Origin of the sequence: Microcoleus sp. T3_A4 (assembly GCF_036700465.1) — a bacterium.
Classification (GTDB): Bacteria; Cyanobacteriota; Cyanobacteriia; order Cyanobacteriales; family Microcoleaceae; genus Microcoleus.
In genome coordinates this window covers 1-25,343 of record NZ_JAUBOY010000039.1, presented here as the reverse complement: position 1 = coordinate 25,343, position 25,343 = coordinate 1, and the positions used below count along the sequence as shown (strand labels likewise).

Genomic DNA, 25,343 nt, shown 5'->3' with positions numbered 1-25,343 from the left:
ATTGAAAATGAGGGAGTTATGGGTGATGTCTATTCTTCGGAAATTTAAAAATTAGGCTAATTTTCCATCTTCCATGTGAAGGATGCGATCGGCAATATCCAAAATTCGGTTATCGTGGGTTACTAACAAAATAGTACAACCCTGTTCTTTGGCTAGTTGCTGCATCAAATTCACCACTTCGCGACCGGATTTGCTGTCCAGGGCGGCTGTGGGTTCGTCAGCTAAAACAATTTGCGGTTGACTGACCAAAGCGCGGGCGATCGCAACTCTTTGTTTCTGTCCTCCCGACAAATCGTCTGGATAATAGTTAATCCGCTGTTCCAGTCCTACTAACTCTAGCATTTTTGCAGAGCGATCGCGCATTTGGGAACGCGATAAATTCCCGTGAACTTCCAAACCCATCTGCACGTTTTGCAGCGCCGTCAAACTGCGGTGCAAGTTGTGCGCCTGAAAAATATAGCCAATTTTGCGTCGCGCCTTTACCAATTTATCTGAACTCGCATGGCACATCTCTTGACCGAGAATTTTGAGACTTCCAGATTGACCTGAACGCAGTCCGCCAATCAAAGTTAAAAGCGTAGTTTTTCCCGAACCGGAAGGCCCGGTCATCAGCACAATTTCACCTGCATCAATTTCGAGATTAATGTCAAAAAGTACCTGTTTTCGCAGTTGACCTTGACCGAAGTAGTGGTCGAGTTGGTGCAGAGAAATTACAGGCTCACAAATCGGTAATTTGTTAGTTGTCGTGCTGATATTAGTGGATTTCATAAGTTAAAAGTCAGGTTGGTAGTGAGGACTTTCGTCCTCAATCAACATTTATCTGCGTTAATCTGCGTATATCCGCTACCATCTGCCGTAAAAATTCCCAAATATGCCATCTGCGGTAAAAATTCCAACGTAACTAACTGAGCAATTTCTTCCGTTGGAAAACCTAAAGCCATTGGTTTTGGCGCTGCGGGAATTATTTGCACGTCAGAGAGTAATGATTTGATGATTTTTATCTACTGCGATATCGTGAATGTCGATATCTCCTGTAGTATAGCCGATTCTTGGAATATATAGGCGATCGTAACCTGGATGTTGCCCACCCGCAGCTAGCAAATTGTCTAGCCAAAGTTGATATTTTGAGCTTAAATAGAGGCGTTCGTACAGTAAAGTCCCATTGCGCGATCAAAGATTCGCCAAAAAGCCTAGATTCTGTTGGTTTCTGGCTGAGCACCTATGTTTTGCTCGCATTGAGAAAATCCGAGAATTAATCACCGCACCCAGCCGCCAGCCGCTTCCTTTCCCTCCGGTGCGATCGTCATTGTTGAACACTAATGGATTAATATTTACAAACTCTTTTAAGATAATTTAAATTTCATGAATTTAAGTAAATAAATCACTCTTGATTTTGTAGTAAATGCTTGAATAGCAGTATAGCATAATTATTTACTGAGTAGGCAAAAGTGGTGATTGATTAGATGAAATAATCATCCGGTAAGCAAAAACTTTTGCAGTGAATGAGTTAGAACTTACGCACTGATCCGAGATTTCGTTGTTCTCGGCTTTTGGGATCACCAAAAGCCTCATTTATTGTGGGTAATTGCGCTGAATGTGTAAGTCCTAGACTTAACAAAAACCAATAGGTGATTACCATGAACAAGGAAATCATTTTCGTTGACTCGTCAATACAAGATTATCAAAGCCTGATTCAAAATGTCAATTCCGCTCAAATTGTGATTTTAAATGAAAATTCGAGCGCGATCGCACAAATTACTCAAGCCTTGGCAGATCAAAAAGATGTTGCAGCCGTACACATCCTTTCCCACGGTAGCGAAGGTAGTTTAAAACTCGGTTCTGACATACTCAATCAGAATAACCTAGAAAATTTCAGCAGTCAGATAAAACAGTGGGGAAATGCCCTAACTGAAAACGGCGATATCCTATTATATGGATGCGATGTGGGCGCGGGAGAAACTGGCCTCAATTTTGTCAAACATCTCAGCGAAATAACAGGCGCAGATGTAGCAGCTTCTAACGACTTAACAGGTTCTGCGGCCTTTGGCGGCGACGGGGAGTTAGAAGTGAAATTTGGGGAAATTGAAACCCAACCCCTGAATTTTCCCAATTATGACTACACTTTAGCCGGACTCACTGGCACCGCAGATAGCAAAGCCATCAATGTTACTGCTATCCCTACTTCCACCGCGATCGATGTTTTAGCGAACGACACGGGAACCGGCAGACTCAGTGTTGATAGTATTGTCACCGGCCCTAGCCACGGCACCGCGATTATTGGTGATTCGATCTATGTCGGTGGCAGTTTCACCCGCATCGGCGGTCAAACTCGCAACTCCATTGCGAAGTTAAACTCTGATGGGACTGTTGATACTAGCTTTAACCCGAATGCGGATGGTAATAATTCTCCTTCTGTCAACGCGATCGCCATCGATAGCAGTGGCAACCCCTATGTCGGTGGCGAGTTCACCACCATCGGTGGCCAAACTCGCAACCACATTGCCAAGTTAGACCCGATTACTGGGGCTGCTGATACTACCTTTAACCCCAATGCGAGTGGTTGGGTCCGGGCGATCGCCATCGATAGCAGTGGCAACCCCTATGTCGGTGGCGACTTCACCACCATCGGTGACCAAACTCGCAACCACATTGCCAAGTTAGACCCGATTACTGGGGCTGCTGATACTACCTTTAACCCCAATGCGGATAATTTGATCCGGGCGATCGCTCTCGATAGCAGTGGAAACCCCTATGTCGGTGGCTGGTTCACCCAAATCGGCGGTCAATCTCGCAACAACATTGCCAAGTTAGACCCGATTACTGGGGCTGCTGATACTACCTTTAACCCGAATGCGAATCGTGAGGTCGGAGCGATCGCTCTCGATAGCAGTGGAAACCCCTATGTCGGTGGCGACTTCACCACCATCGGTGACCAAACTCGCAACCACATTGCCAAGTTAGACCCCACTACTGGGGCTGCTGATACTACCTTTAACCCCAATGATGCGGGTTTTTGGATTGTCACGGCGATCGCCCTCCATAGCAGTGGCAACCTCATTGTCGGTGGCTGGCTTTCCGGGGGGTTACACGCCGGTCATCCTCCCTTCCGAAGTGCGAAGTTAAACCCAACTACTGGGGCGACTGATACTACCTTTAACCCCAATGTGGGTGTTCAATTCAATGCGATCGCTTTCGATAGCAGTGACAACTCCATAGTTGGTGGCTGGTCTTTCATGAGCCTATCTGCCAAGGTTGCGAAGTTCAACCCGACTACTGGGGCGGTTGATACTACCTTTAACGCCACAGCTAACCCGTTTGGGTGTTCTGTCATCAATGCGATCGCGATCGACCCGAAAAAAAACATCCTCTACACCCCTAACGCCAATTTCAACGGCGTAGACACCTTCACCTACACCGCCAAAGACAGTAGCGGTGTCAGCACTCCCATCACCATCAACGTCCTCGTCAACGACTCCCCCCTATTAGATACCAGTGGCACCCCCACCCTCACCGCCCAAAACCAAGGAGACAGCGCCAGTACCGGCACACTAATTAGCACAATGATCGCGAATCTGGGGGGAACAAAAATCACCGACAGTGACACCGATGCCAAACAAGGCATCGCGATCACCAGCGTGGACACAACTAACGGCACTTGGCAATACACCACTGATGGCACAACTTGGAATACATTTACCGCCTCGCCCATCAATGCACGTCTCCTAGCCTCCGATGCCAATACCAAAATCCGCTTTGTCCCCAATGCCAGCTACAATGGTACTGTCACTAACGCCTTTACCTTCAAAGCCTGGGACCAAATCACCGGCACCAACGGCGGCACCGCAGACACAGGAGCAGACTTAACCAATAACAGCACATCCAGCGTATTCAGCGTGGCTGACGAAACTGCCAATATTACCGTCAACCCCGCCCCCACCATCACCAGTGTCAGCGCACCCACCAATAACACCTATGGAGTTGGAGAAAACCTGGACTTTACCGTTACCTTCAACGAACCCGTAACCATCACTGGCGGTGCCAACTTACCGATTACTCTAGATACTGGCGGCACCCTCAACGCTACCCTCAATGGTACAGGAGCCTCTGCCACCACCCATACCTTCCGCTATACTGTTGCTTCTGGCAACCTAGATACCGACGGCATCACAGTTGGTACGGCCTTAACTTTACCCACGGATGCTACCATTCAAAATGCCACCAAGGCCAACGCGATCCTAACTTTAAATAGCGTCGGTAGCACCACAGGCGTATTAGTCGATGCCGTTGCACCCACCGTCACCATAAATCCTGTTGCTGATATTACGACAGCCGGAGGAACCAGTCAAAGTTTGACAGTTACTTTCAGCGATAATAATGCTGTCGATGTTACAAGTTTGGACAGTTCTGATATTTTGATAAATTGGTCTGGCGGTGACATTCCTGCCAAATTTGTCAGTGCCGATACTAATAGTAATGGTACGCCTCGGACAGCAACTTATTCGTTTATTCCGCCTCGGGGAAGTTGGGATAATACTGACAATGGAACTTATACTGTTGAGTTGCAAGCAAGTCAAGTTAAAGATAGTCTTGGCAATTTCAATGCGGCTACCAGTTTAGGGAGTTTTAACGTTAATATTGCGGTGCCGGTTTTCCCACCAACGCCCATACCAATTCCACCGGTAACACCGACACCAACGGTGACACCAACTCCCACAGAAACACCGACAACACCAACGGAAACACCAACACCAACGGAAACACCAACACCGACACCAACTCCCACAGAAACACCGACACCACCAACGGAAACACCAACACCAACGGAAACACCGATACCGACACCAACGGAAACACCAACACCGACACCAACTCCCACAGAAACACCGACACCGACACCCATAACGATCGCCATTAACACGCCATCAGTCAGTAATATCGATCGCGGTGAACCAACTAATTTACCACAAAATCAAGAAGTAGATGGCAACAATCTACTGACTGATGATGATGATACCAGTATCCCACAATCAGCCTTTGGCAAACCGATATTCGCGTTATCAGGTAATGATAACTTGACGGGAAGTGACGGTAATGATACGATTCATGGTAACAGAGGCGCTGATACCATTGATGGTGGTAATGGGAACGATCAATTTTTTGGGGGTAAAGGATCGGACCAATTTTCTGGTGGTAATGCGGATGACTTCTTGAGTGGAAATAATGACAATGATACTCTCATTGGTGGCAATGATCATGATCTCTTACACGGGGGGAAGGGAAATGATGTCTTGATTGGTGGGAATGGGGATGATAAGTTATGGGGCGATCAAGGTTTCGATGTACTCACCGGTGGCTTGGGGCCTGATACCTTTGTCTTACAATATACGGCTACTGACCCATCTCAAGCTGATGTGATTACTGACTTCTCTACTGCCGACGATAAAATCAAGTTGATTGGTGCCAATTTCAGTCAACTAACCTTTGAGTCGGTTAATGTCATCGTAGATGGGGTGATGCCTCTAACTGCAACGGCGATTAAATCTGGGAATGACTACTTGGGATTGGTTTATAATGTGAATCCAACTGCTTTTAAGAGTAGCTCTTTCTTGTAAAATTGCTGGGGAAGAAACTATAGGCTAGGCCATCACATGGAGGCGATCGCACTAACCGGAGGTTTGAGCTTTAGCCAGTTAGCAATCACTCAAAATAATCAGGGAGCAATTATCAAAAACCTCTTGACAGGGGAGGAGTGAGGTGTTAGGATTGTAGTGAGTGCGAATATTAAAATATCGGCAAGTTTTCGGCTTTAAATTTTGACATCCAAAATTGAAAATGGGGGAGTTATGGGTGATGTCTATTCTGGGGAAATTTAAAAATTAGGCTAATTTTCCATCTTCCATGTGAAGGATGCGATCGGCAATATCCAAAATTCGGTTATCGTGGGTTACTAACAAAATAGTACAACCCTGTTCTTTGGCTAGTTGCTGCATCAAATTCACCACTTCGCGACCGGATTTGCTGTCCAGGGCGGCTGTGGGTTCGTCAGCTAAAACAATTTGCGGTTGACTGACCAAAGCGCGGGCGATCGCAACTCTTTGTTTCTGCCCTCCCGACAAATCATCTGGATAATAGTTAATCCGCTGTTCCAGTCCCACTAACTCTAGCATTTTTGCAGAGCGATCGCGCATTTGGGAACGCGACAAATTCCCGTGAACTTCCAAACCCATCTGCACGTTTTGCAGCGCCGTCAAACTGCGGTGCAAGTTGTGCGCCTGAAAAATATAACCAATTTTGCGCCGCGCCTTTACCAATTGGTCTGCACTCGCATGGCACATTTCTTGACCGATAATTTTGAGACTTCCCGATTGACCTGATCTCAGCCCGCCAATCAAAGTTAAAAGCGTAGTTTTTCCCGAACCGGAAGGCCCCGTCATTAGCACAATTTCACCTGCTTTAATTTCGAGATTAATGTCAAAAAGTACCTGTTTTCGCAGTTGACCTTGACCGAAGTAGTGGTCGAGTTGGTGTGCGGAAATTATAGGTGCTGGAATCTCTAAGGCGTTGGTTGTCTGGTAGAGAGTAGTAGAATTCATAACTTCTTGGTTTGAGGTTTGAGATTTAAGAATAAACCGCTTTCTTCGTCGAGAATGCAGAGAAAAAACAAGAGAATGATTACAAAAAATCTGTCGTTAGTCAGGAGTTTATACAAAATCTGGCTTTAATACACCCTTTATTCTTTAGTCCGCAGAGGCGGCGTTCCTTTGTGTAGTAGCGGTTTCAACCGCCGAGTCTTAGAAAGAGGTTTATAACCAGAATTTAGCGTCCTTCAAACTCTATTGTTCATTTCCCCTTAAAACATATCTGCTGGATCGGCTGCTTGCAGTTTGCGAGTGGCAATTGATCCCGAAATAGTGCACATAATCACGTTCAAAATTAATATTGCAACCGCTCGAATCAGCGTCATATAAAGGGGTAAATTTGTAGCTTTGCGAGTTAAAGAGTAGAGTCCGAAAGAGACTCCTACTCCCGGCAAAAAACCAAGGACGGAAAGAATTAGAGCTTCTTCAAAAACGATTCCCAGTAAATAAACATTGCGGTAACCCATCGCTTTGAAAGTAGCGTATTCTCCCATGTGGTCGCTGACATCGGTTGAGAGAACTTGATAAACAATAATGACACCAACTACAAAACCCATCGCGACGCCTAAATTAAACACAAAGCCGATCGCAGTATTCTTAGCCCAATAGTTTTTCTCAAAATCGATAAATTCTTGTTTGGTTAATACCTTGACATCCGGCGGTAAATATGCTTTCAAAACTTGTTGAACTTCCACGGGGTCAGCACCCGGTTGCAGTTGAATTAACCCGGCATTAACACTCGCGGCGTTTTGTCTCGCAAACAGGCGCAGGTAATTTTGATCGCTAGTCATCAAAATACCGTCGGCGGCAAAAGATGCTCCAACTGTGAATAAACCGCTGACGGTAATCTTGCGCCGCTCGACCTCAGCTTTAACAGACTTTCCTTGATCGAGTTGCGCGATCGTCCCTTGGTAATCTCCCCTAGAAGCGCGATCGAACAACACAGTATCTGGCAATTTAATCGCGCTCAAATTTTGGTTGACTTCGGGAAGCGCAAACGCAGGGTGATTCGGATTGAAACCCACCACCATCAGCGACGTTTCGCGCCGAGTTTCGGGATTTTTCCAGTTAGCAATTTTCACGTAAAGCGGCTCGGCTGATTTCACACCCGGTACGTTCATTGCTTGATACAATCTGCGCCTGGGGAAGGAAGACAAATTAATCAAATTTCGCGCTTGGGGGTGAATCAAAACTAAGTCTGTTTCCAAGGCTTGATGCAGCCGCGTATTGCTGGTGTAAAGCGCATTTTGGAAGCCTAACTGCATGAACATCAAAACGTCAGCAAAGGCAATTCCTGCTACTGCAACGGCCATTCGCCCTTTGTCGTGGCTCAGTTGCAGCCATCCGAGGGAAGTTCTGCGTCTTAATTGTTGTAAGGGTTGGATGAGTCCAAGCATAGGATTTTAGATTTTAGATTGGTGATTTTGGATTGAAGAAAGCGACCCGGCGGTTTAAGTCTTCTTAATCTTTAAATTCCCCGATCGCCACTTTGACTTGTAAATTGGTGAATCCCGCTACTTTCTGGCTGGAAGCTTCATCTAAGCGCACTTTTACTTCCACAATTCGACTATCAATATTCGCAGAAGGATCGGTGTTAACAATGTTTTGCCGCTGCACTTGCAAACCAATATGTTCGACTGTTCCCCGCAATTCGCCGGTCAAAGCATCGCTAGTAATTTTGGCGGTTTGTCCGAGGCGTACTTTGTCCACATCGCTTTCGTAGATTTCCGCAACAGCCAGCATCTCGCGAGTTTGTCCGAGTTCGACAATGCCGTCGTTTCCTACCCTTTCGCCCGGATGCGTGTGAATTTTCAGGACTTGGGCGTCTCTGGGAGCACGGATGTAAGCTAGATCCAGATTGGCTTTGGCTTGTTTGGCTGCTGAAGCAGCGGAACTGACTTCGGCGGCGGCTGCTGCTATGTCAACGGGACGCACTTCGGCGATGCGATCGAGATTTGCCACCGCTTCATTAATCTGCTGTTGTCGAGATTGCTCAACTTGGCTGAGTTTTGCTTGCGCTTCGTTAATTTGCTGTTGGCGAGATTGCTGAATTTGATTCAATTTGGCTTGGGCTTCGTTAATCTGCTGTTGGCGGGATTCCTGAATTTGATTTAGTTTTGACTTTCCTTCGTTGAGTTGCTGTTGAGTTGTTTCGGCGGCGAGGCTTTTGCTGTCGCTAGTTGAGGCGGAAATTGCTCCCTGTTCATAGAGTTGGGAGTACCGCCGATCCTCGCTTTGAGCGTTGCGGAGTTCGGCTTGTAGGCGGGCAATTGCGGCTTTTTGAGTTTGAATTTCCCCTTGCTGTTCGGCCCTGATGCGGGCAATTGTGGCTTGTTGCGCTGCTATTTCGGTGCTGCGATCGACTTCTAGGCGGCTGACGATCGCCTGTTGCGCTGCGATCTCGTTGCTGCGATCGGCTTCTAGGCGGCTAATAGTTGCTTTCTGGGCTTGAATTTCGCCGTTTTTGGCTCCAGCTTTGACTTTTGCTAGGTTTGCCTCGGCGACGCGCACTTGTTCTTGAGCTTGGTCGAGAGCGGCTTGCAGGCGATCGCGGCTGTCCAAAATTGCGATCGCCTGGCCTGTTTTCACTGTGTCTCCCTCTTTCACCAAAAGTCGATCGATCCGGTTTCCTTCCGCGGCACCGGAGGCAGAGATTTTAATTACTTCTCCTCTGGGTTCCAGTCGTCCCAAGGCTGTAACAGTCCTTAATTGGGATGCTGCGACGGCTGCTGCTGCGGCTACTGCATTGGGATCGGGTATGCGCGATCGCCAGATCGTGTAGCCTGTGGTTCCTGCTGCCCCCAGGGTTGCTACTGCTGCCACAACTAGGAGTTGTTTAACTAGGGATGGATTTGAGGATAAGCCCTCCGCTGTTGGTTGGTGTACCATGACATACCTCTTTGTGAGAAAATAATACTAAACCGTTTAGTTCCGATATCTTTTAATACTAAACCGTTTAGTATAATGATGTCAAGAGCCCAAATAAAAATTACAGAAGCAAGGTATGGCAAGGACAAAACCGATCGAAGCAGACGCAGCAGGAGGGGACAAGAGCGAGCAAATCCTGCAAGGTGCGATGCAAGAATTTTTAGCCCACGGCTACGCGGGGACGAGTATGGACAAGGTAGCGAAGACGGGCGGAGTTTCCAAAGCCACGGTTTACAGTTATTTTGCAGATAAAGAAGGATTATTCGCGGCTTTGGTACAGCGGCTGGCGCGAGAAAAAGTCCATTTTACAGTTCTGGATGAAGAGCCGGCCGTAGCGCTGCGATTCGCTGCCACAACTATATTGGATCAGGCGACCCAGGAACCAGAATATCTCAATTTTGTGAGGTTAGTGATTGCCGAATCAGGGCGTTTTCCCCAGCTAGCGCAGACTTTTGTGAAAAACTTAGCTAAACCGGGTATCGAGCGGCTAGCGGAATATTTGGCATCGCATCCAGAGTTAAAATTGCCCGATCCCGAGGCCACTGCGCGGATTTTTATCGGAGCTTTGGTATATTTTCAGTTAATGCAGCATATGATGCACGGTAAAGAGATTATCCCAATGGAGCGCGATCGACTGATCGATGGTCTGCTGCACTTGATTTTAGGCCCGCAGTCCAATTCCTAAGTGCGATCGACAGAATCTAGGAATTTTATTTGAGAATGATTTAAATGCCATAAAGAGCGAGATCCCTTTATGGCTGCGATCGCAGGTTTTAGTCAGGTGTTTTTCCTAACCTGTCCCTCAATTCCTCCGCCGATAACTGTGGCAGTTGTTCTACAAACAATGTCAATTCTGCCACAGGCAATGCCAATAAATTAGTAACGGCTGTAGGCAGAATATCACCCAATTCAGGCGATCGCATTTGCAACGCACTTTCAGCTAACAATTTAACCGCTGCTTCGCGCCCTGTTTCATCAACTGTCAGCATTGAGATTGCCAGCAACAGCACTGTAAATTCTGTCGCCGCCAACTTGGATATTGGAGATAGAAAAACAGTCATTTTGGGGCTTAATTCTCCAAATCTAACTCGCAGAAAGTTTTCTAAGATTAAGCGCTGTTGTTCTTGTCTGCCTCGTTCTAGTCCTTGTTCTAGCCCTTGTTCTAGTCCTTCTTCTAGTCCTTCTTCTCTAGCTTGTTGCTGTGCTGCTTGTATTTGTTGTTGAAAAAGTGGTGCAATGGCCATAATTAACTCCCGCTCTTCTGGCTCTAATTCTTGTGGCGCATCGGTTACTAAATTTGACTGTAACCGATACAGCAATTCTAGCGCGATAATCCGCAACGGATCGTCTGTTGCTAAAGCGCTTAATTGGGAAATAGCCCTTTGCTGCACTCCCCCTTTGCCCAAAATCCTCAACCACAGGGTTTCTGGAGTTTCTGGCAACTGGTGAATCGCCACAATTGCAGTTCGCAAAGATTCACCGAAAAAATAAATTCCCTGCATCCAATTCTCTGTGTCTGGTATCGCATTAAAGCTATCTACCAATGCTTTCGATGCTGTGGGCATCAAAATCCACAGTTTGGGTAACTGAGCATCATCATAGCGAGTATTTTCTCTCCTAAATTTTCGCTCCAATTCACCTCGCACGTCCAATAACTTGCCCAGGCAGCTACAAATTTCGCTGACGTTTGCCGGATTGCGAAACGGTTCAAAAATTGCAGTTGTGCTTGCCATTTTTCCCAACAATCCCAGGGTTTCTGAGTATTCGGGAATTGCGGTGCTGGGAGTGAAGTAAACATCGATTTCTCGGACTTCCGAAGTCACATCGCGGCCGACATTAACCGTTCCAATCGGGGACAGCAACTCTTCCAGAAATTCTTTGGCAAAGAGATCGTGAATAAATCGCGTCATAGAAATTATTTCAAACGCTAAATAGATTTTTTAGCCGTTTTCTCACCCATTCTACAGGATTTTCCTCCTCTTCTGCTGCATCTACCAATTCCATTTCTCGCAATAATTGCTGTCTCTCGTGGAGTTCTTCTTTGTGTTTGACTATTTCTTGAATAATCTGTTCAGATAAATCCGGTCGTTCCGTTAAAACTTTTTGGAAACCTTCTTTATTGATGGCAAACAAAATTGTTTCTTCCAAAGCTCTTACCGAAGCAGTTCTGGGAATGCCCAACATCAAAGAAAGTTCCCCGAAAAACTGACCAGTACCGAGGTTATTCAGATGTTTGTCAATAGCTTCTACAAAAACTTCTACTGAACCTGAAAGAATCATGTAAAAAGCATCTCCGGGGTCGTTTTCGTGAAACAAATATTCTTGCGATCGCAGCCGTTTGCGGTATCCAACTTCAATCAATTGCCGCAATTCAAGATCAGTCAGATTTTCAAAGTATTCCACCTCTCGCAGCAAACAGCTAAGCGACGATGGCTTTTTCAGTTTCTCTGCAAAAATTGGCGGTTTTGGCTCATTTTCCGAGTAACTGTTCGGGAGGTCAATTGCAGTTTCTTTTTTGTTGAACATTGACAACAGAACTTCGGGGTTTTGCAAATAAATTTCTCTGTCATTGAACGGAAATTCTATCTTTTGGTGGCGGAAATTGTATTCAATTGCAAAATTTAAAGAACTTTTAATTATTTCTCTTTCAGTCGGCTTGTCCGTCCAAACTAAAAGTTCAAATTTAAAACTATCATCACCAAACTCGACAAACAATACTTTCGGATTCGGTTCGTACAAAACTCCTGCTTCTTTGTAAGCAATATTTAATAGAGTTTCTGTCACTAACAGCGGGTTACTATTCTCGGCTACTTCTACGGGAACTCGCAGACAGAGTAGGGAGTTTTCGTAACTCCAGTTAACAATTTTGTTGCTAATCATTTTGCTGTTGGGAACTATGACGCTTGAGTCCTCAGTGGTTTGGAGGATGGTAGATCGAATCGAGATTTTTTTGACGATTCCCATTAATCCTTCTAATTCCACAAAGTCTCCGACTTTCACAGGTCTGTCTAAAAGCAGCGTTAAGCCGCTGACAAAATTAGTTGTTAAATCTTGGATTCCGAAGCCAATTCCGACTCCCAATCCCCCCGCAACTACTGCAAAAGAAGCGAGGTTGAAACCGATGCTTTGGATGGCGACTATCACCCCCAAAGCTACTATCAAATACCCAATAATTACTGCGATCGCTTCCCGGTTTCCCTCGTCAATTCCCAGTCTGACTAGCAAGCGTTCCTTAAGAAAGTTTGTAAAAGAGCGTGCTATGACAAGGATAGCCATAAACAATACAATCAGTTCCACCAGTGACTGCAACGATACTGGATTTTCACCTATTTTAAATAGGGTAGCTGTAAATATTTGCGATATCTGTGTCAATACTTCTTCGGGGATTGTATTCAATTTAAATTCAGGGAAGAAGGTTTTTTGTGTGGTCATTTTTTAAGGAAAGTAGTAAAAAATAAAGTTCTCAGTACCCAATGTCAAAATACAATACTGAGATAGTTATCATAAATTTTAACCTGTTTTTAGAGTAAAAAAGTGAAGTCGTTAGATAGAGATGTGGTTCCTCATAATACGCAGTTATCCCTCTTGCCAATTTTTCGGATACCTGGTCTTCGCAGGCCTGTGGTTAGTGTGCCACTTTTTCGCGATCAGAGAGCCGACTCATCTATTGTTAAAGCGATCGCTCTACTAACTTTAGTCAACATTAACTCGATTCGAGTTTATCATACTCTCCACTATTTTTTTGTGAAGTCCCGTTATCAACTTAAGCAGGGATTATTCAATGACTATTTAAGTGGACAAGTCAAATATCCAAGTATTACAATGATTTTGACTGGTGGGAGAGATATTGCTATTACTCTGCCAGTTGCGTCCCTCTTGTGTATATCTAAGTGAAAATTTAACGCATCTAGCTAAAATTGATAACGTTCCAAGAATACTTGGCATTCTACTGACATGGGGGACAAACTATAATTTAATCGCATTTGTCAATCCGTAATTTTACTGAAAATACTGCTTGTTGAGGAGTGGAAAATTGGCGATTTGGGGGTAGGTGGTCATCAATATGGCGATCGCCATGATTGCTCGATCGCCCACATCTAAGTTTCCCCCCAAATCTGAGTAAATGCTGAGCATAATTGCTGATTGACAAACACTTCCCTAGCTTATGTTGTCACCAATGTACTACCCATAGGATTGATTAGGAATAGAATTGATGAGCAATAGAACTGCTTGGCGATACATCCGAAGAATTAACGGAAATATTGTCGCCAGGGATACATATATCGCCGATTGAAAGCCTAATTGTCGCCCTACTGAACGTTTTATTCAGTACCCAAATAGGAAAAAAGGAAAACCTTACGAACCCGTATTTGGAAAGAAGTTCTAAAATTATAGCTGAAATGCACGAGCCAACATGAGCACATTCCCACCACATAAAAACCAACCGCCCCAGCAAGAGAACACAACAGCACAGGTATTGCGACAGGCTCACTTCGAGGCTTTTTTTGCTGCAGCGAATGCCGGACTGATGATTTTAGACCGCCAACTCCGGTACGTCCAAATTAACGAAGCTATGGCAGAGCTCAATGGCATTTGTGTGGCAGATCATATTGGTAGGTCGCTGTGTGAAGTGCTGCCAGAATTGGCTGCGACTCTGGGACCAATTTTGCAAGAAATTCTGGATACGGGCAAGCCAATTCTCGACTATGAAGTAGTGGGTGAAACTCCGAGACAACCGGGCATCCTGCGCTACTGGCAAGCATCTTACTATCCTTTGCGGGACGAAAATGACCTGGTTTTTGGTGTTGGTGCCCTTGTGATTGAAATTACCGATCGCAAGCGGGCAGAACAAAAGCAGGCACGACTGACGGCAATTTTGGAAGCAACTTCCGACTTAGTAGGAGTTGTGGATGCGGCTGGGCATAGCGTCTATCTCAACCAAGCCGGACAGGAAATGCTGGGGATGTCCCCAGAGGAAGCACGAGCTCCGTTTACTATAGATTCTGCATTAGCTCCCTCGGCAAAAGCAAAGTTCCACAACGAAATAATTCCCAGCGCCTTGCGAGAGGGTAGTTGGGCAGGTGAAACCCTGTTTTTGTCACGCGATGGGGAAGAAATTCCAGTCTCCCAGGTTTTGATCGTTCACAAAACCGCAGCGGGTGAAGTCGAGTTTATTTCCACTATTGTGCGGGATATTCGCGATCGCAAAAAAGCAGAGGAAGAACGGCAATTGCTCGCTACAACGATCGAGAATAGCCGTGACTTTATTGGCGTGGCCTCAATGGATGGTCGCCCGATGCTAGTGAATCAGGCGGGTCTGGATTTGGTGGGACTCAGTAGTTTGGAGGAAGCCCGAACCAAACACATGACCGACTTCTTCATGGCAGAAGATTTGGACTTCGTACAGCAGTTTATTATGCCGGCAATAATGCAAGAGGGAAGTTGGCGGAGTGATTTTCGCTTCAGACATTTCCAGACAGGTCAACCCATCCTGGTAGATTACACCCTATTTTTGATTAGACATCCAGAGACTAATGAACCGGTAGGGATTGCCACTATTACGCGGGATATTCGCGATCGCAAAAACGCAGAAGATGTCCTCAAACAAAATGAAGAACGATTTCGTTCTTTAATCGAAGCTACCGCTCAAATTATTTGGATCGGTAATGCTGATGGCGAATTAGCCAGCGAACAACCTACTTTAGGTGCATTTACAGGACAGACATTTGAGGAGTATAAAGGATGGGGCTGGCTAGATGCCATGCACCCAGATGATCGCGCTCATGTTGGTAGTATATGGTCGGCTGCCGTGGCCAATCGCTCGCTCTATGAAGATGAATTACGTATGCGCCGGTATGACGGCGAATATCGGTACATGAGTTGTCGTGGTGTACCAATTCTGAACGCGGATGGTTCAATTCGCGAATGGATTGGAGCTAATACAGATATTACCGATCGCAAACAAGCTGAAGAAGCTCTGCGCGAACAGCAAGCTGTGCTGCGCGATCGCAACGTCTTGCTGAGCTCTATCTTGGAAAGTACGCCAGACATAATAGTTGTTAAAGACCGGGAAGGCCGATATGTTGCCCTTAATTCCAATGGGGCAACCTCCTTTTACGGTAAACCCATTGAGGAGATCCTGGGTAAAGATGATTCGGAACTCCTTCCCCCTGCTGCTGCCGTTCCAATAATGGCAAAAGACCGCGAGATCATGGAAGCAGGCACTACTGAAACCTACGAAGAAGATGTTTCTAATGGTAAGATCACCACTTCTTTTTTAACGACAAAAGCCCCTTGGCGGGACGCTCAGGGCAATATTCTCGGCATGATCGCCATAGCACGAGATATTACCGATCGCAAACAAGCTGAAGAAGCTCTGCGCGATCGTAATGCACTGCTAAACTCTATTTTGGAAAGTACACCCGACTTCATTGTCGTTAAAGATCGAGAAGGGCGTTATGTTGCCATTAACTCCAATTTGGCAAACTTCTTGGGCAAGCCAAGTGAGGAAATCATCGGCAAAGATGATTGGGAATTACTGCCTAACGCTGCCCGTGAAATGATGGCAAAAGATCGTCAAATCATGGCAACAGGAATCACTGAGAGTTACGAGGAAGATATCTCTCATGATGAAACCCCTAGGACCTTTTTAACTACAAAAGCTCCTTGGCGGGATGCTAATGGCAATATCCTCGGCCTCATCGCCACAACGCGAGATATTACCGATCGCAAACAAGCGGAAGAAGCGTTGCGACATAAAGAAACTCAGTATCGCAGTATTTTTGAGTCGGTGAACGATGGCATTATCATCACAGAACTAGAAACCGGAAAAGTAGTCGCCATCAATCCGGCGCAAGCCAGAATCCACGGCTACACTTATGAGGAGTTCGCTCAACTACCACCTGGAGGCTTCATACACCCAGATAGTTACCACCTATTTGTGGACTTCTTAGAAACTGTGAAGGCAGGTAAGCAGTTCTTCTGTCATGCCATTGATGTCCACAAGGATAACAAGTGCATTGATGTGGAAGTTACAGCAACCCCCTATTGGCAGGATGACAAGCTGTATGCGTTATCTGTGGTGCGAGATATTACCGATCGCAAACAAGCGGAAGATGCGATCAAACAAAGCGAAGAACGCTATCGCTCGCTAATCCTTGCTACGTCCCAAATTGTCTGGACAGGGGATTCTGAGGGGCGATGCCCGGATATGCCGACTCTGAGAGCTTACACTGGACAAACCGTAGAGGAGGTGGTTGGTTTTGGCTGGTTAGATGCAATTCACCCGGACGATCGCGAATCAACCGCTCAGGCGTGGATGGAAGCAGTGCAAACGAAAAGCCTGTATGACATAGAATATCGAATCCGGGGAGCGGATGGAAACTATCGTTATTTCCAAGGTAGGGGCGTACCTATTCTGAATGAAGATGGCAGCATCCGGGAGTGGGTTGGCACTTGCACCGATATCCACGATCGCAAACAAGCCGAAGATGCTATAAAACAAAGCGAAGAACGCTATCGTTCGCTAATCGCTGCTACGTCCCAAATTGTATGGACAGCGGATGGTGAAGGAAGATGCCCGGATCTACCGAGTTGGAGAGCTTACACCGGACAAACCGAAGCTGAGGTAATTGGTTTGGGCTGGTTAGATGCAATTCACCCGGACGATCGCGAACGAACCGCTCAGGTGTGGATGGAAGCAGCGCAAACGAAAACCCTGTATGACATAGAATACCAAATCCGCGCAGCGGATGGAAACTATCGTTATTTTCAAGTTAGAGGCGTACCCATTCTGAATGAAGATGACAGCATCCGGGAGTGGGTTGGCACTTGCAGCGATATCCACGATCGCAAACAAGCAGAATTCCTAATGGCAAAAGCTAAGGAAGCAGCCGAAGCAGCAAGTCGCGCTAAAAGTGAATTCCTTGCCAATATGAGCCACGAGTTGCGGACTCCCCTTAATGGCATCATGGGATACGCCCAGATTCTTCAGCGTTCCAAATCCTTGAATCAAGAAGAGCGATCGCGCATTGATGTTATTTATCAGTGCGGTTCCCATTTACTGACCTTAATCAATGATATTCTCGACTTGTCGAAGATTGAAGCACAGAAAGTGGAACTCATGCCTACGGATTTTCATTTCCCGGCGTTCCTGCAAGGTGTCGCAGAAATGTGTCGTATCCGAGCTGAACTAAAGGGAATTCAGTTTCATTTTCCATCAAGTCCCGAACTCCCGATCGGTATTCGTGCGGATGAAAAACGCTTGCGACAAGTGTTAATTAATCTTTTAAGTAACGCTATTAAATTTACGGATGAGGGTACTGTTACTTTTATAGTCAGCTTTGCCACAGAAGAAAAAATTCGCTTTGAAATACGCGATACAGGTACCGGCATTGCCCAAGATCAACTCCAAGCTATCTTTCAGCCCTTCGAGCAGGTAGGAGATCGCAGGCGGCAGACGGAAGGTACGGGATTAGGACTGGCAATTAGCCAAAGGATTGTAGAACTAATGGGCAGTACCATTCAGGTTCAAAGTGAGATGAATGTTGGCAGTATTTTCTGGTTTGATGTCAATCTATCTCAAGCCGATGAATGGGTGAAAACTTCTCAAATTGACCATCGCGGCCAGATTATCGGCATCAAAGACCGCCAACCTAAGATTGTGGTTATTGATGACAAATGGGCTAACCGTTCGGTAGTTAGCAATTTGCTCAGTCCGCTCGGCTTTGAGGTGTCTGAAGCAAACGATGGGCAGGAAGGCTGGGAAAAAATTCTGGAGGTACAGCCAGATTTAATCGTTACCGACTTACTAATGCCCGAACTAGATGGCTTCGAGCTAATTAAGCGGGTTAGAGAATCGGACAACTTCAAAGACATCATCATTATTGTCTCTTCTGCCAGCGTATTTGAAGCCGATCAATACAGAAGTTTAGAAGCAGGAGGCAACACTTTTATTCCCAAACCTGTTCAAGCCACGGAACTCCTGCAAAAATTACAACAGTATCTTGATTTAGAATGGGTTTATGAAGCTAATGAAGATCCCCTGGCGATCGGCTCAGACACCGATGAGCTAATTGCGCCGCCAGCTAAAGAAATGGAAATTCTATACGAACTGGCTATGAAAGGAAATTTCCTAGAAATAGTTAAGCAGGCGGTATTACTTGAAGAAATAGATCCCCAATATATTCCCTTTGCTAAAAGATTGCATCAGATGGCAAAGGACTTTCAAGACGAAGAGATTTTAACGTTTATTCAGTCCTACAAGTAAGGTTTATGAATTCAGAGATTAAAGCAAATGGTACAATTCTTATAGTTGATGACAATTCAGCCAACTTGGGTGTCTTATCTGATGCCTTAAGTCAGGAAGGATTTGAAGTTCGGGTCGCGAAATCTGGAAAGATGGCACTAGAGCGAGTCAAATATGCTCTCCCAGATCTAATCTTGTTAGATGTCATGATGCCAGAGATTGATGGATTTGAAACCTGTCGTCGATTACAGGCTAATCCAGAAACTAAACAGATTCCCATTATATTTATGACTGCGCTCTCGGATACGGCAAATAAAGTTGAAGGGTTTCAGCTTGGGGCTGTAGATTATATTACCAAACCTTTCCAACAGGAGGAAGTATTAGCTCGCGTCAAGCTGCATTTAAAGCTTCATGTTCTTGCTGATAAATTAGAAGAAAAAAACATCTTATTGGAGGAAAAAGTTAGAGAAGTCAGCCAAGCCTACGAGGATTTACAACAAATGCAACTTAAGTTAATCCAAAGCGAAAAAATGTCCGGGTTAGGGCAAATGGCGGCTGGGATTGCTCATGAAATAAATAACCCTATAAATTTCATCTCTGGCAATCTGGGTTATGCCCAAGAGTACGCTCATAACTTACTAAAAATCATACACATCTATCAAGAAGATTATGTAAATCCCACCCCTCGAATTCAAGCAGCTATGGATGAAATAGAACTAGAATTTGTGGAGGAAGATTTTATAAAAGTTCTTAACTCAATCAACTTAGGAACGCAGCGCATTCAGGAGATTGTCAAGTCTATGCGAATCTTTTCTCGCCTAGATGAGGCAGACGTGAAAGCAGTAAATATTCATGAAGGAATTGATAGTACACTCACCATCCTGCATCATCGTTTAAAATCAAAACCAGAGCATCCTGAGATTGAAATAATAAAAAATTACGGTCACATTCCACCAGTAGAATGCCATGCCGGACAATTAAATCAAGTGTTCATGAATATTATTTCCAATGCCATTGATGCTTTGGATGAATCTAATCAGCAGCGTTCGTTTGCAGAAATCAAACAACACCCGAACCGCATTCAAATTTCTACAAAAGTAATTCACGAGAATTGGGTTGCTATTCATATTAGTGACAACGGTCGGGGAGTTTGCGAAAGTTTACAACCGAAACTATTTGACCCTTTTTTTACCACCAAACCTATCGGTAAGGGAACTGGGTTGGGGTTATCTATCAGTTACCAAATTATCGTTGAAAAGCATGGGGGCAGATTATACTGCCAGCCTACAGAAGGAAAGGGAATAGAATTCGTCATTGAAATTCCAATTCGGCCACAAGCTATTCAAGCTGCTTAGTTTCCCGATGCAATGTCTCTTATGAACTTTGGTTAATTTCTCGCCGATAGCGGGGACGACAAGGTGTTCCCGTGCAAACAAAGCTAGCGGGCATATGTTTAAATACGCTACTGCGAGCTCCGATTAAGGCGTTAGCACCGATTTCTACACCAGGGCCAACGAAGCAGTCGGCGGCAATCCAAACGCCGTTATTAATGACCACAGGTGCTGTGATTAAGCCAAAGGCTGGGTCTTGAAGGTCATGAGTGCCGGTGCAGAGGTAGCTTTTTTGAGAAATGACGCAGTGTTTGCCGATCACAATTCGATCGAGACTGTACAATACAACATCATCTCCGATCCAACTGTAGTCTCCGATTGCAATTTTCCAAGGATAGGTAAAACGAGCCGTGGGGCGAATGATCACACCGCGACCTATTTTCGCTCCAAATAACCGCAGCAGCCTGCTTCTGATGCCGTTAAAAGGGTGTGGAGTGAGGGGAAATGCGATCGCCTGGACGAACCACCAAAGCAAAATTAGCCAAGTAGGCTTTCCTCGATCAAACTTTGATTGATCGTACTTCCGCAAATCAACCAAAGATTCCCCTGTTAAAATATTTGCGTGATTGTCGCTAATTGGACGATCGTTTATTTGAGAATTTGGGGAATTTGCGATCGAATTTTCCGGATCTTGGTGCGGATTTGGTATATAATCGGTCATTGATAGTTAATTTAATGTTTAATTTAAAATCGAGTTTAACCTTAAGGGCTGCTGCATGACATTTCTAGTTAAGGAAAATTTTGACTCTGAAAACGCCAAGGATACCGCACAATGCGAGAATATAAATCCCAGAATTGGCAAAGTGCGACTTTTACAAACAGCATTGGTATTGCTTAGCAGCTTTTTTGTAGCAGAGTTAATCGCTGCACTTAATTCTCATAGTTTGTCCCTATTAGCAGATGCGGGTCACGTTTTTTCAGATGTAGCAGCTTTAGCAATAACTTTGACAGCGACTTGGTACTCCTCAGTCAAACGCAAAAGTAAATCCGTAGATTGTACGATCGCACAATCGTCAATCCCTGAACGAGGAGAAATCATTGCTGCTTTAATTAATAGTATCAGTTTAGTTGCGATCGCCCTGTGGATTGCTGCTGAGTCGATCGCCCGTTTGCAGTCCCCAACTCCCGAAGTAGAAGGGTTCCCAATGTTAATTACCGCCATAGTCGGTTTAAGCATCAACTCGATCAATGCTTGTTGTTTGCATTCCTGCTGTCACGGTGACTTGAATCTCAAAAGCGCGTTTCTGCACGCAGTCGCCGACATTTTTTCGTCGGCTGGAGTAATTTTAGCTGCGATCGCCGTAGCGTGGCTGCACTGGAATTGGGCTGACGGCTTAATTAGCTTGCTAGTCTCTGCATCAATTATTTTATTAACTCTACCGCTGCTAATCGAAAGCATCCAATTGCTGCTGGGAAAAGTATCAGCAATATCCGCAAGTCAACAAGGTTGTGATTGCGAAAAAGTGAGCGCCGAAAAATTGCTTTTTCCATCCCTCGAAGAACTCATCAAATAACATCTCTTCATCTGCGTATATCCGCATATATCCCCGGATATCTGCGGTTAAAATAGCTAAGTAATTAACCCAGCGATATCTAGATTGTAAAGATATCGTAAACCTTATTATCTACTCATCACCAAGACAAAGATCCGACTTTTCCGACTTTACGATCCGACTTTTCCGACTTTACAGAGGCAGGGGCCCGAAGCAATGATTAGAGATAGGGAAAGCCAACCCACGATGTCTAGATTGTAAAGAGATCGTAAACCTGGATGTTGTGTTGCGAAATGTTAAATAAAAATATGCTATAAAAGATATGTCTTTAGGGGGATACATTAAAGTTGCATCTAAGCTATAGGCGTTCATTCCCACGCCAGGCCAGTGAAAGCCTACTTCATATCAGGACTACCCCGCTCAGGCTCTACTTTACTGGCTGCACTACTACGACAAAACCCCCGGTTTTACAGCGCTATGACTTCCCCTATTGGGGATGCCCGTCGATCGAATGCTGGAAAGTGAGCGAAGACAATGAGTTTTCCGTGTTCATTTCCCCTGAACAAAAACAGGCACAGCTTATTACCACCCGCCAACTGATCGAGAAGTGATCTCCGACACCAATCGCCTGTGATGCAGCAAATTGGCATTAATTCTGGAACTATTTCCCGAAGCCAAAGTTATCTGCTGTGTCAGAAACCTCGCTTGGATTATGGACAGCATCGAGCTACTAATTCGGCGCAATGCCTTTGATGTTTCCAGATTATTTATTTAATGCTCCAGCGGAACGGGCTAACACTTTTACAGCCCGATTTATTCGATCGATAGGACTAATAAATTATTCAGTTCTCATAGCGAGGACTTAAGCGAGGTGGGGGTTAAAACCCCGACCAGACTTGAATGTCAACAATAGATATCAAGGATTTCAGCAATTATGAACGTACCAAACATGAACAAGCAAATCACTTTCGTAGACTCCGACCTACAGGACTATCAAAGCCTGATTCAAAACGCTGATACCGCTGAAGTTGTAATTTTCAATGACAATTTGAGGGCGATCGAGCAAATTACTCAAGCCTTGATTGAAGATATAGCCCTTGTCGGGACTACCAAAAAAGCGATCGCCTTTATCGACCCTACCGTTGAAGATTACCAGATGCTCGTGGCGGGGGTCGTTCCCGGTATCGAAGCAGTGGTTCTTGATCCCAAACGAGATGGGGTGGAGCAAATTACCCAAATTCTGGGCAACTCTAATTTTGTCGAAGCCGTTCATATCATCTCCCACGGCAGTCCGGGCAGCCTCCACCTGGGCAATACACAACTGAGTTTAGAGACCCTCAACCGTTACGCAACTCAACTACAACAATGGAATGCTCCAAATATTCTCCTTTATGGCTGTAATGTAGCAGAGGGTTTTTTAGGTGAAAGCTTTGTTCATCAACTAAGTCAGGTAACAGGAGCGGTGATCGGAGCCAGTAAAAACCTGACGGGGAACTCCGCTCTAGGGGGCGACTGGGAGCTAGAATTTAGCACAGGCGAAATTACAGCATCTAAAGTCTTTGATGAGACGACCCGGAATAATTATGGAGGAATTTTAGCCCTACCCGGAGCTCGCAGCACCACCACAGGTGGAGAAGTTTATCTAGGGGGCAACTTTGTTGAACTGGGTTTGGCTACAAATGGTGCTTTTGGGGGAGCAACCACTCCGACTGGTTTCCTCGGTCGGAAGATCGGTACGGGTATTGGCATGGTTTCCGATACCGATGGCTTCGGTACGGATACGGATCTGCGGATCGATTACTTCCTTCCCGGAACCCCAGAAGAGCGCTTTGTTGCCGGTTATAAAATAGGGGGTGTGGCGACGACTGGAACCGCGGCGCGAAGTGGTGGTACGAATAACTTTACCGGCACAACAATTATCAATAACTCCGTCGGTAACACGCTCTCGGCTCAGGTTGTAGGCATCCTGGGTGGGAACCTCAGGGTTACTCAAAATATCTCGTTTGATGTCAACGATAAAAGTTTTAAGAACACCGTCACACTAACCAACCTTGGCGTATCAACGTTAGATTCTGTTCGCTTCATGCGCTCCTTCGATCCAGATAACACGTCTGATGTTTTTGGATCTAGTGCAACAGTCAACGAGATCCTGGGGACGGTGGCGGCTCAGGGGTTTGCGGCTGCGCGTGCGGTTGAGCAACCAGGAGGGCCTTACTCAACTTTAAGTGGTGGCTCGAACGCACCTATTTCTTTTTTCAGTAGCGACTCGCGGGCGCGGACTGGTATTGGTATTTCCGGTCTTACTCCCCCACTCTTGTATGATCCAACAGCATACGACAGCCCCCAGGCAACTGGCTACACCAGCACTAATGATGTGGCAATGTTCATCACCTTCGACGTAGGGACTCTTACTCCTGGTGCCAGCCAGACCCTTAATTATTATACCAGCCTGAACCCCGGACTAGACGTTTCACCCACCACATTAACGGTGGGTGAAGACGGTACAACGGGTATCTTTACCGTCGCGTTGCCAGAAGCCCCCACAAGCGATGTTGTGATCAATCTCACTCCCAGTGACGCGACCGAAGTGACCCTAAGTGCGAGTGTCTTGACGTTTACCGCTGCTAACTGGAATGTACCGCAAATTGTCACTGTCACCGGACCCTTTGATGGGATCGTTGATGGTAGTCAAAACAGCAAGATCACGGTTAGCGTGAACGATGCAGCTAGTGATGATCGCTTTGATATTTTACCAGATCGTCAGGTGGCAGTCACTACAACGGATTACGTTAGTAACATCCAGTTTGGCGCTGCCACCTATGGTACAGTGGAAAACAGTGGAACCAGCAATGCCGTTACCCTCACCCGCACGGGAGCTCTAAACCAGGCAGCTACTGCCACAGTGTCCATTACGGGAGGAACAGCAACTGGGAGCGGCACGGATTACACCAGCAGCAGTTTCCCATTAACTGTCAATTTTGCGGTGGGTGAAAGCAGCAAAACAGTTACTATTCCAGTTGTCGACGATGCCACGTTTGAAGGTAGTGAAACCATTAATCTGAGTCTGGCTGCTGGCAGCAACGCCGTTCTGGGAACGCAAACAACGACCGTATTGACCATCGCGGACAATGAAACCCAGCCCAGCGTTACCTTAGGCGCAACTGGCTCCCCCCTAGCGGAAAATGGGGGAACGGCAACCCTGACAGCCACTTTGTCAAACCCTTCCACTCAAGCTGTTACTGTTAACCTGGGCTACGCCGGGACAGCGACGGGAGGTGGGACTGACTACACAGCGAGTAGCACGTCCATCAGCATTCCCGCAGGTAGCACCAGTGGAACAGCAACGGTTACGGGGGTCAACGATCAGATTGCTGAAGGGCTAGAGACTGTCATTGTAGATATCACTGGAGTCACAAACGGCACGGAAAATGGGACTCAACAGCAAACCCTAGTAATTGCTGACAATGACACAGCCGGAATTACCATCACCCCCACTACTCCCTTAACCACCACCGAAGCGGGGGGAACATCCACCTTTAATGTCGTACTCAACACCCAACCAACAGCCAATGTCACCATTCCATTAACTAGCAACAAAACTACCGAAGGTACTGTAGATAAATCCAGTTTAACCTTCACCAATGCT

The 25,343-nt window shown here is 45.8% G+C and carries 17 protein-coding genes; 7 read left to right on the top strand and 10 right to left on the bottom strand.

Annotated features, from left to right (window positions below):
• Window positions 1-51 precede the first annotated feature (51 nt).
• From QUA07_RS21290 to QUA07_RS21280, 3 genes are read right to left on the bottom strand one after another with little or no spacing between them, the layout of a single operon-like run.
• Window positions 52-768 (bottom strand): DevA family ABC transporter ATP-binding protein, encoded by a 717-nt coding sequence (locus tag QUA07_RS21290; protein WP_333328887.1) that lies wholly within the window; start codon window positions 766-768, stop codon window positions 52-54.
• A gap of 41 nt (window positions 769-809) precedes the next feature.
• Window positions 810-941 (bottom strand): hypothetical protein, encoded by a 132-nt coding sequence (locus QUA07_RS21285; RefSeq protein WP_333328884.1) that lies wholly within the window; start codon window positions 939-941, stop codon window positions 810-812.
• Between the two features lie 31 nt (window positions 942-972).
• A complete protein-coding gene (locus tag QUA07_RS21280) occupies window positions 973-1,101 on the bottom strand; it encodes a DUF4915 domain-containing protein (RefSeq protein WP_333328881.1) in 129 nt (42 codons plus the stop codon).
• Between the two features lie 536 nt (window positions 1,102-1,637).
• On the opposite strand from QUA07_RS21280, the gene QUA07_RS21275 reads away from it, so the two are divergent.
• Window positions 1,638-5,612: a DUF4347 domain-containing protein gene (locus QUA07_RS21275; RefSeq protein ID WP_333328878.1), complete on the top strand. Its 3,975-nt coding sequence runs from the start codon at window positions 1,638-1,640 to the stop codon at window positions 5,610-5,612.
• 264 nt (window positions 5,613-5,876) lie between these two features.
• Here the strand turns inward: QUA07_RS21275 and QUA07_RS21270 are convergent, their stop codons facing one another.
• The 3 genes from QUA07_RS21270 to QUA07_RS21260 all read right to left on the bottom strand — a co-directional run bounded on the left by QUA07_RS21270 (window position 5,877) and on the right by QUA07_RS21260 (window position 9,527).
• Window positions 5,877-6,593 carry a DevA family ABC transporter ATP-binding protein gene (locus tag QUA07_RS21270; protein WP_333328876.1) on the bottom strand — a complete coding sequence of 239 codons (717 nt, stop codon included), beginning with the start codon at window positions 6,591-6,593 and terminating at the stop codon, window positions 5,877-5,879.
• Between the two features lie 257 nt (window positions 6,594-6,850).
• Window positions 6,851-8,035 (bottom strand): ABC transporter permease DevC, encoded by a 1,185-nt coding sequence (gene devC / locus QUA07_RS21265; protein ID WP_333328873.1) that lies wholly within the window; start codon window positions 8,033-8,035, stop codon window positions 6,851-6,853.
• 64 nt (window positions 8,036-8,099) lie between these two features.
• Window positions 8,100-9,527 (bottom strand): HlyD family efflux transporter periplasmic adaptor subunit, encoded by a 1,428-nt coding sequence (locus tag QUA07_RS21260; RefSeq protein ID WP_333328870.1) that lies wholly within the window; start codon window positions 9,525-9,527, stop codon window positions 8,100-8,102.
• Between the two features lie 115 nt (window positions 9,528-9,642).
• Here QUA07_RS21260 and QUA07_RS21255 point away from each other — a divergent pair, with 115 nt between their 5' ends.
• Window positions 9,643-10,251, top strand: coding sequence for a TetR/AcrR family transcriptional regulator (locus QUA07_RS21255; RefSeq protein WP_333328868.1), 609 nt, complete (start codon window positions 9,643-9,645; stop codon window positions 10,249-10,251).
• Between the two features lie 88 nt (window positions 10,252-10,339).
• Here the strand turns inward: QUA07_RS21255 and QUA07_RS21250 are convergent, their stop codons facing one another.
• From QUA07_RS21250 to QUA07_RS21240, 3 genes are all read right to left on the bottom strand, one after another.
• Window positions 10,340-11,476, bottom strand: coding sequence for a flagellar assembly protein H (locus QUA07_RS21250; protein WP_333328865.1), 1,137 nt, complete (start codon window positions 11,474-11,476; stop codon window positions 10,340-10,342).
• 10 nt (window positions 11,477-11,486) lie between these two features.
• Entirely contained in the window at window positions 11,487-12,998 is a 1,512-nt protein-coding gene (locus QUA07_RS21245; protein WP_333328862.1) for a mechanosensitive ion channel domain-containing protein, read from the bottom strand.
• Between the two features lie 567 nt (window positions 12,999-13,565).
• Window positions 13,566-13,700 (bottom strand): hypothetical protein, encoded by a 135-nt coding sequence (locus tag QUA07_RS21240; RefSeq protein ID WP_333328859.1) that lies wholly within the window; start codon window positions 13,698-13,700, stop codon window positions 13,566-13,568.
• A gap of 280 nt (window positions 13,701-13,980) precedes the next feature.
• Between QUA07_RS21240 and QUA07_RS21235 the strand changes: the two genes are divergently transcribed.
• Both QUA07_RS21235 and QUA07_RS21230 read left to right on the top strand, forming a co-directional pair.
• Entirely contained in the window at window positions 13,981-18,834 is a 4,854-nt protein-coding gene (locus tag QUA07_RS21235) for a PAS domain S-box protein (RefSeq protein ID WP_333328856.1), read from the top strand.
• Window positions 18,835-18,839: 5 nt separating this feature from the next.
• Window positions 18,840-20,168, top strand: a complete 1,329-nt coding sequence (locus QUA07_RS21230) for a response regulator (RefSeq protein ID WP_333328854.1) — start codon at window positions 18,840-18,842, stop codon at window positions 20,166-20,168.
• A gap of 19 nt (window positions 20,169-20,187) precedes the next feature.
• Here the strand turns inward: QUA07_RS21230 and hpsU are convergent, their stop codons facing one another.
• On the bottom strand, window positions 20,188-20,865 hold the full coding sequence (gene hpsU / locus QUA07_RS21225) for a hormogonium polysaccharide biosynthesis acetyltransferase HpsU (RefSeq protein WP_333328851.1): 678 nt from the start codon (window positions 20,863-20,865) through the stop codon (window positions 20,188-20,190).
• A gap of 55 nt (window positions 20,866-20,920) precedes the next feature.
• Here hpsU and QUA07_RS21220 point away from each other — a divergent pair, with 55 nt between their 5' ends.
• The 3 genes from QUA07_RS21220 to QUA07_RS21215 all read left to right on the top strand — a co-directional run.
• The gene (locus tag QUA07_RS21220) at window positions 20,921-21,718 is read left to right on the top strand and encodes a cation diffusion facilitator family transporter (RefSeq protein ID WP_333328848.1); all 798 of its coding nucleotides are present in this window, start codon (window positions 20,921-20,923) and stop codon (window positions 21,716-21,718) included.
• A gap of 366 nt (window positions 21,719-22,084) precedes the next feature.
• Window positions 22,085-22,222 (top strand): sulfotransferase, encoded by a 138-nt coding sequence (locus tag QUA07_RS30110; protein WP_445305906.1) that lies wholly within the window; start codon window positions 22,085-22,087, stop codon window positions 22,220-22,222.
• Between the two features lie 409 nt (window positions 22,223-22,631).
• A partial coding sequence (locus tag QUA07_RS21215; RefSeq protein ID WP_333328846.1) for a DUF4347 domain-containing protein occupies window positions 22,632-25,343 on the top strand: 2,712 nt, incomplete at its 3' end.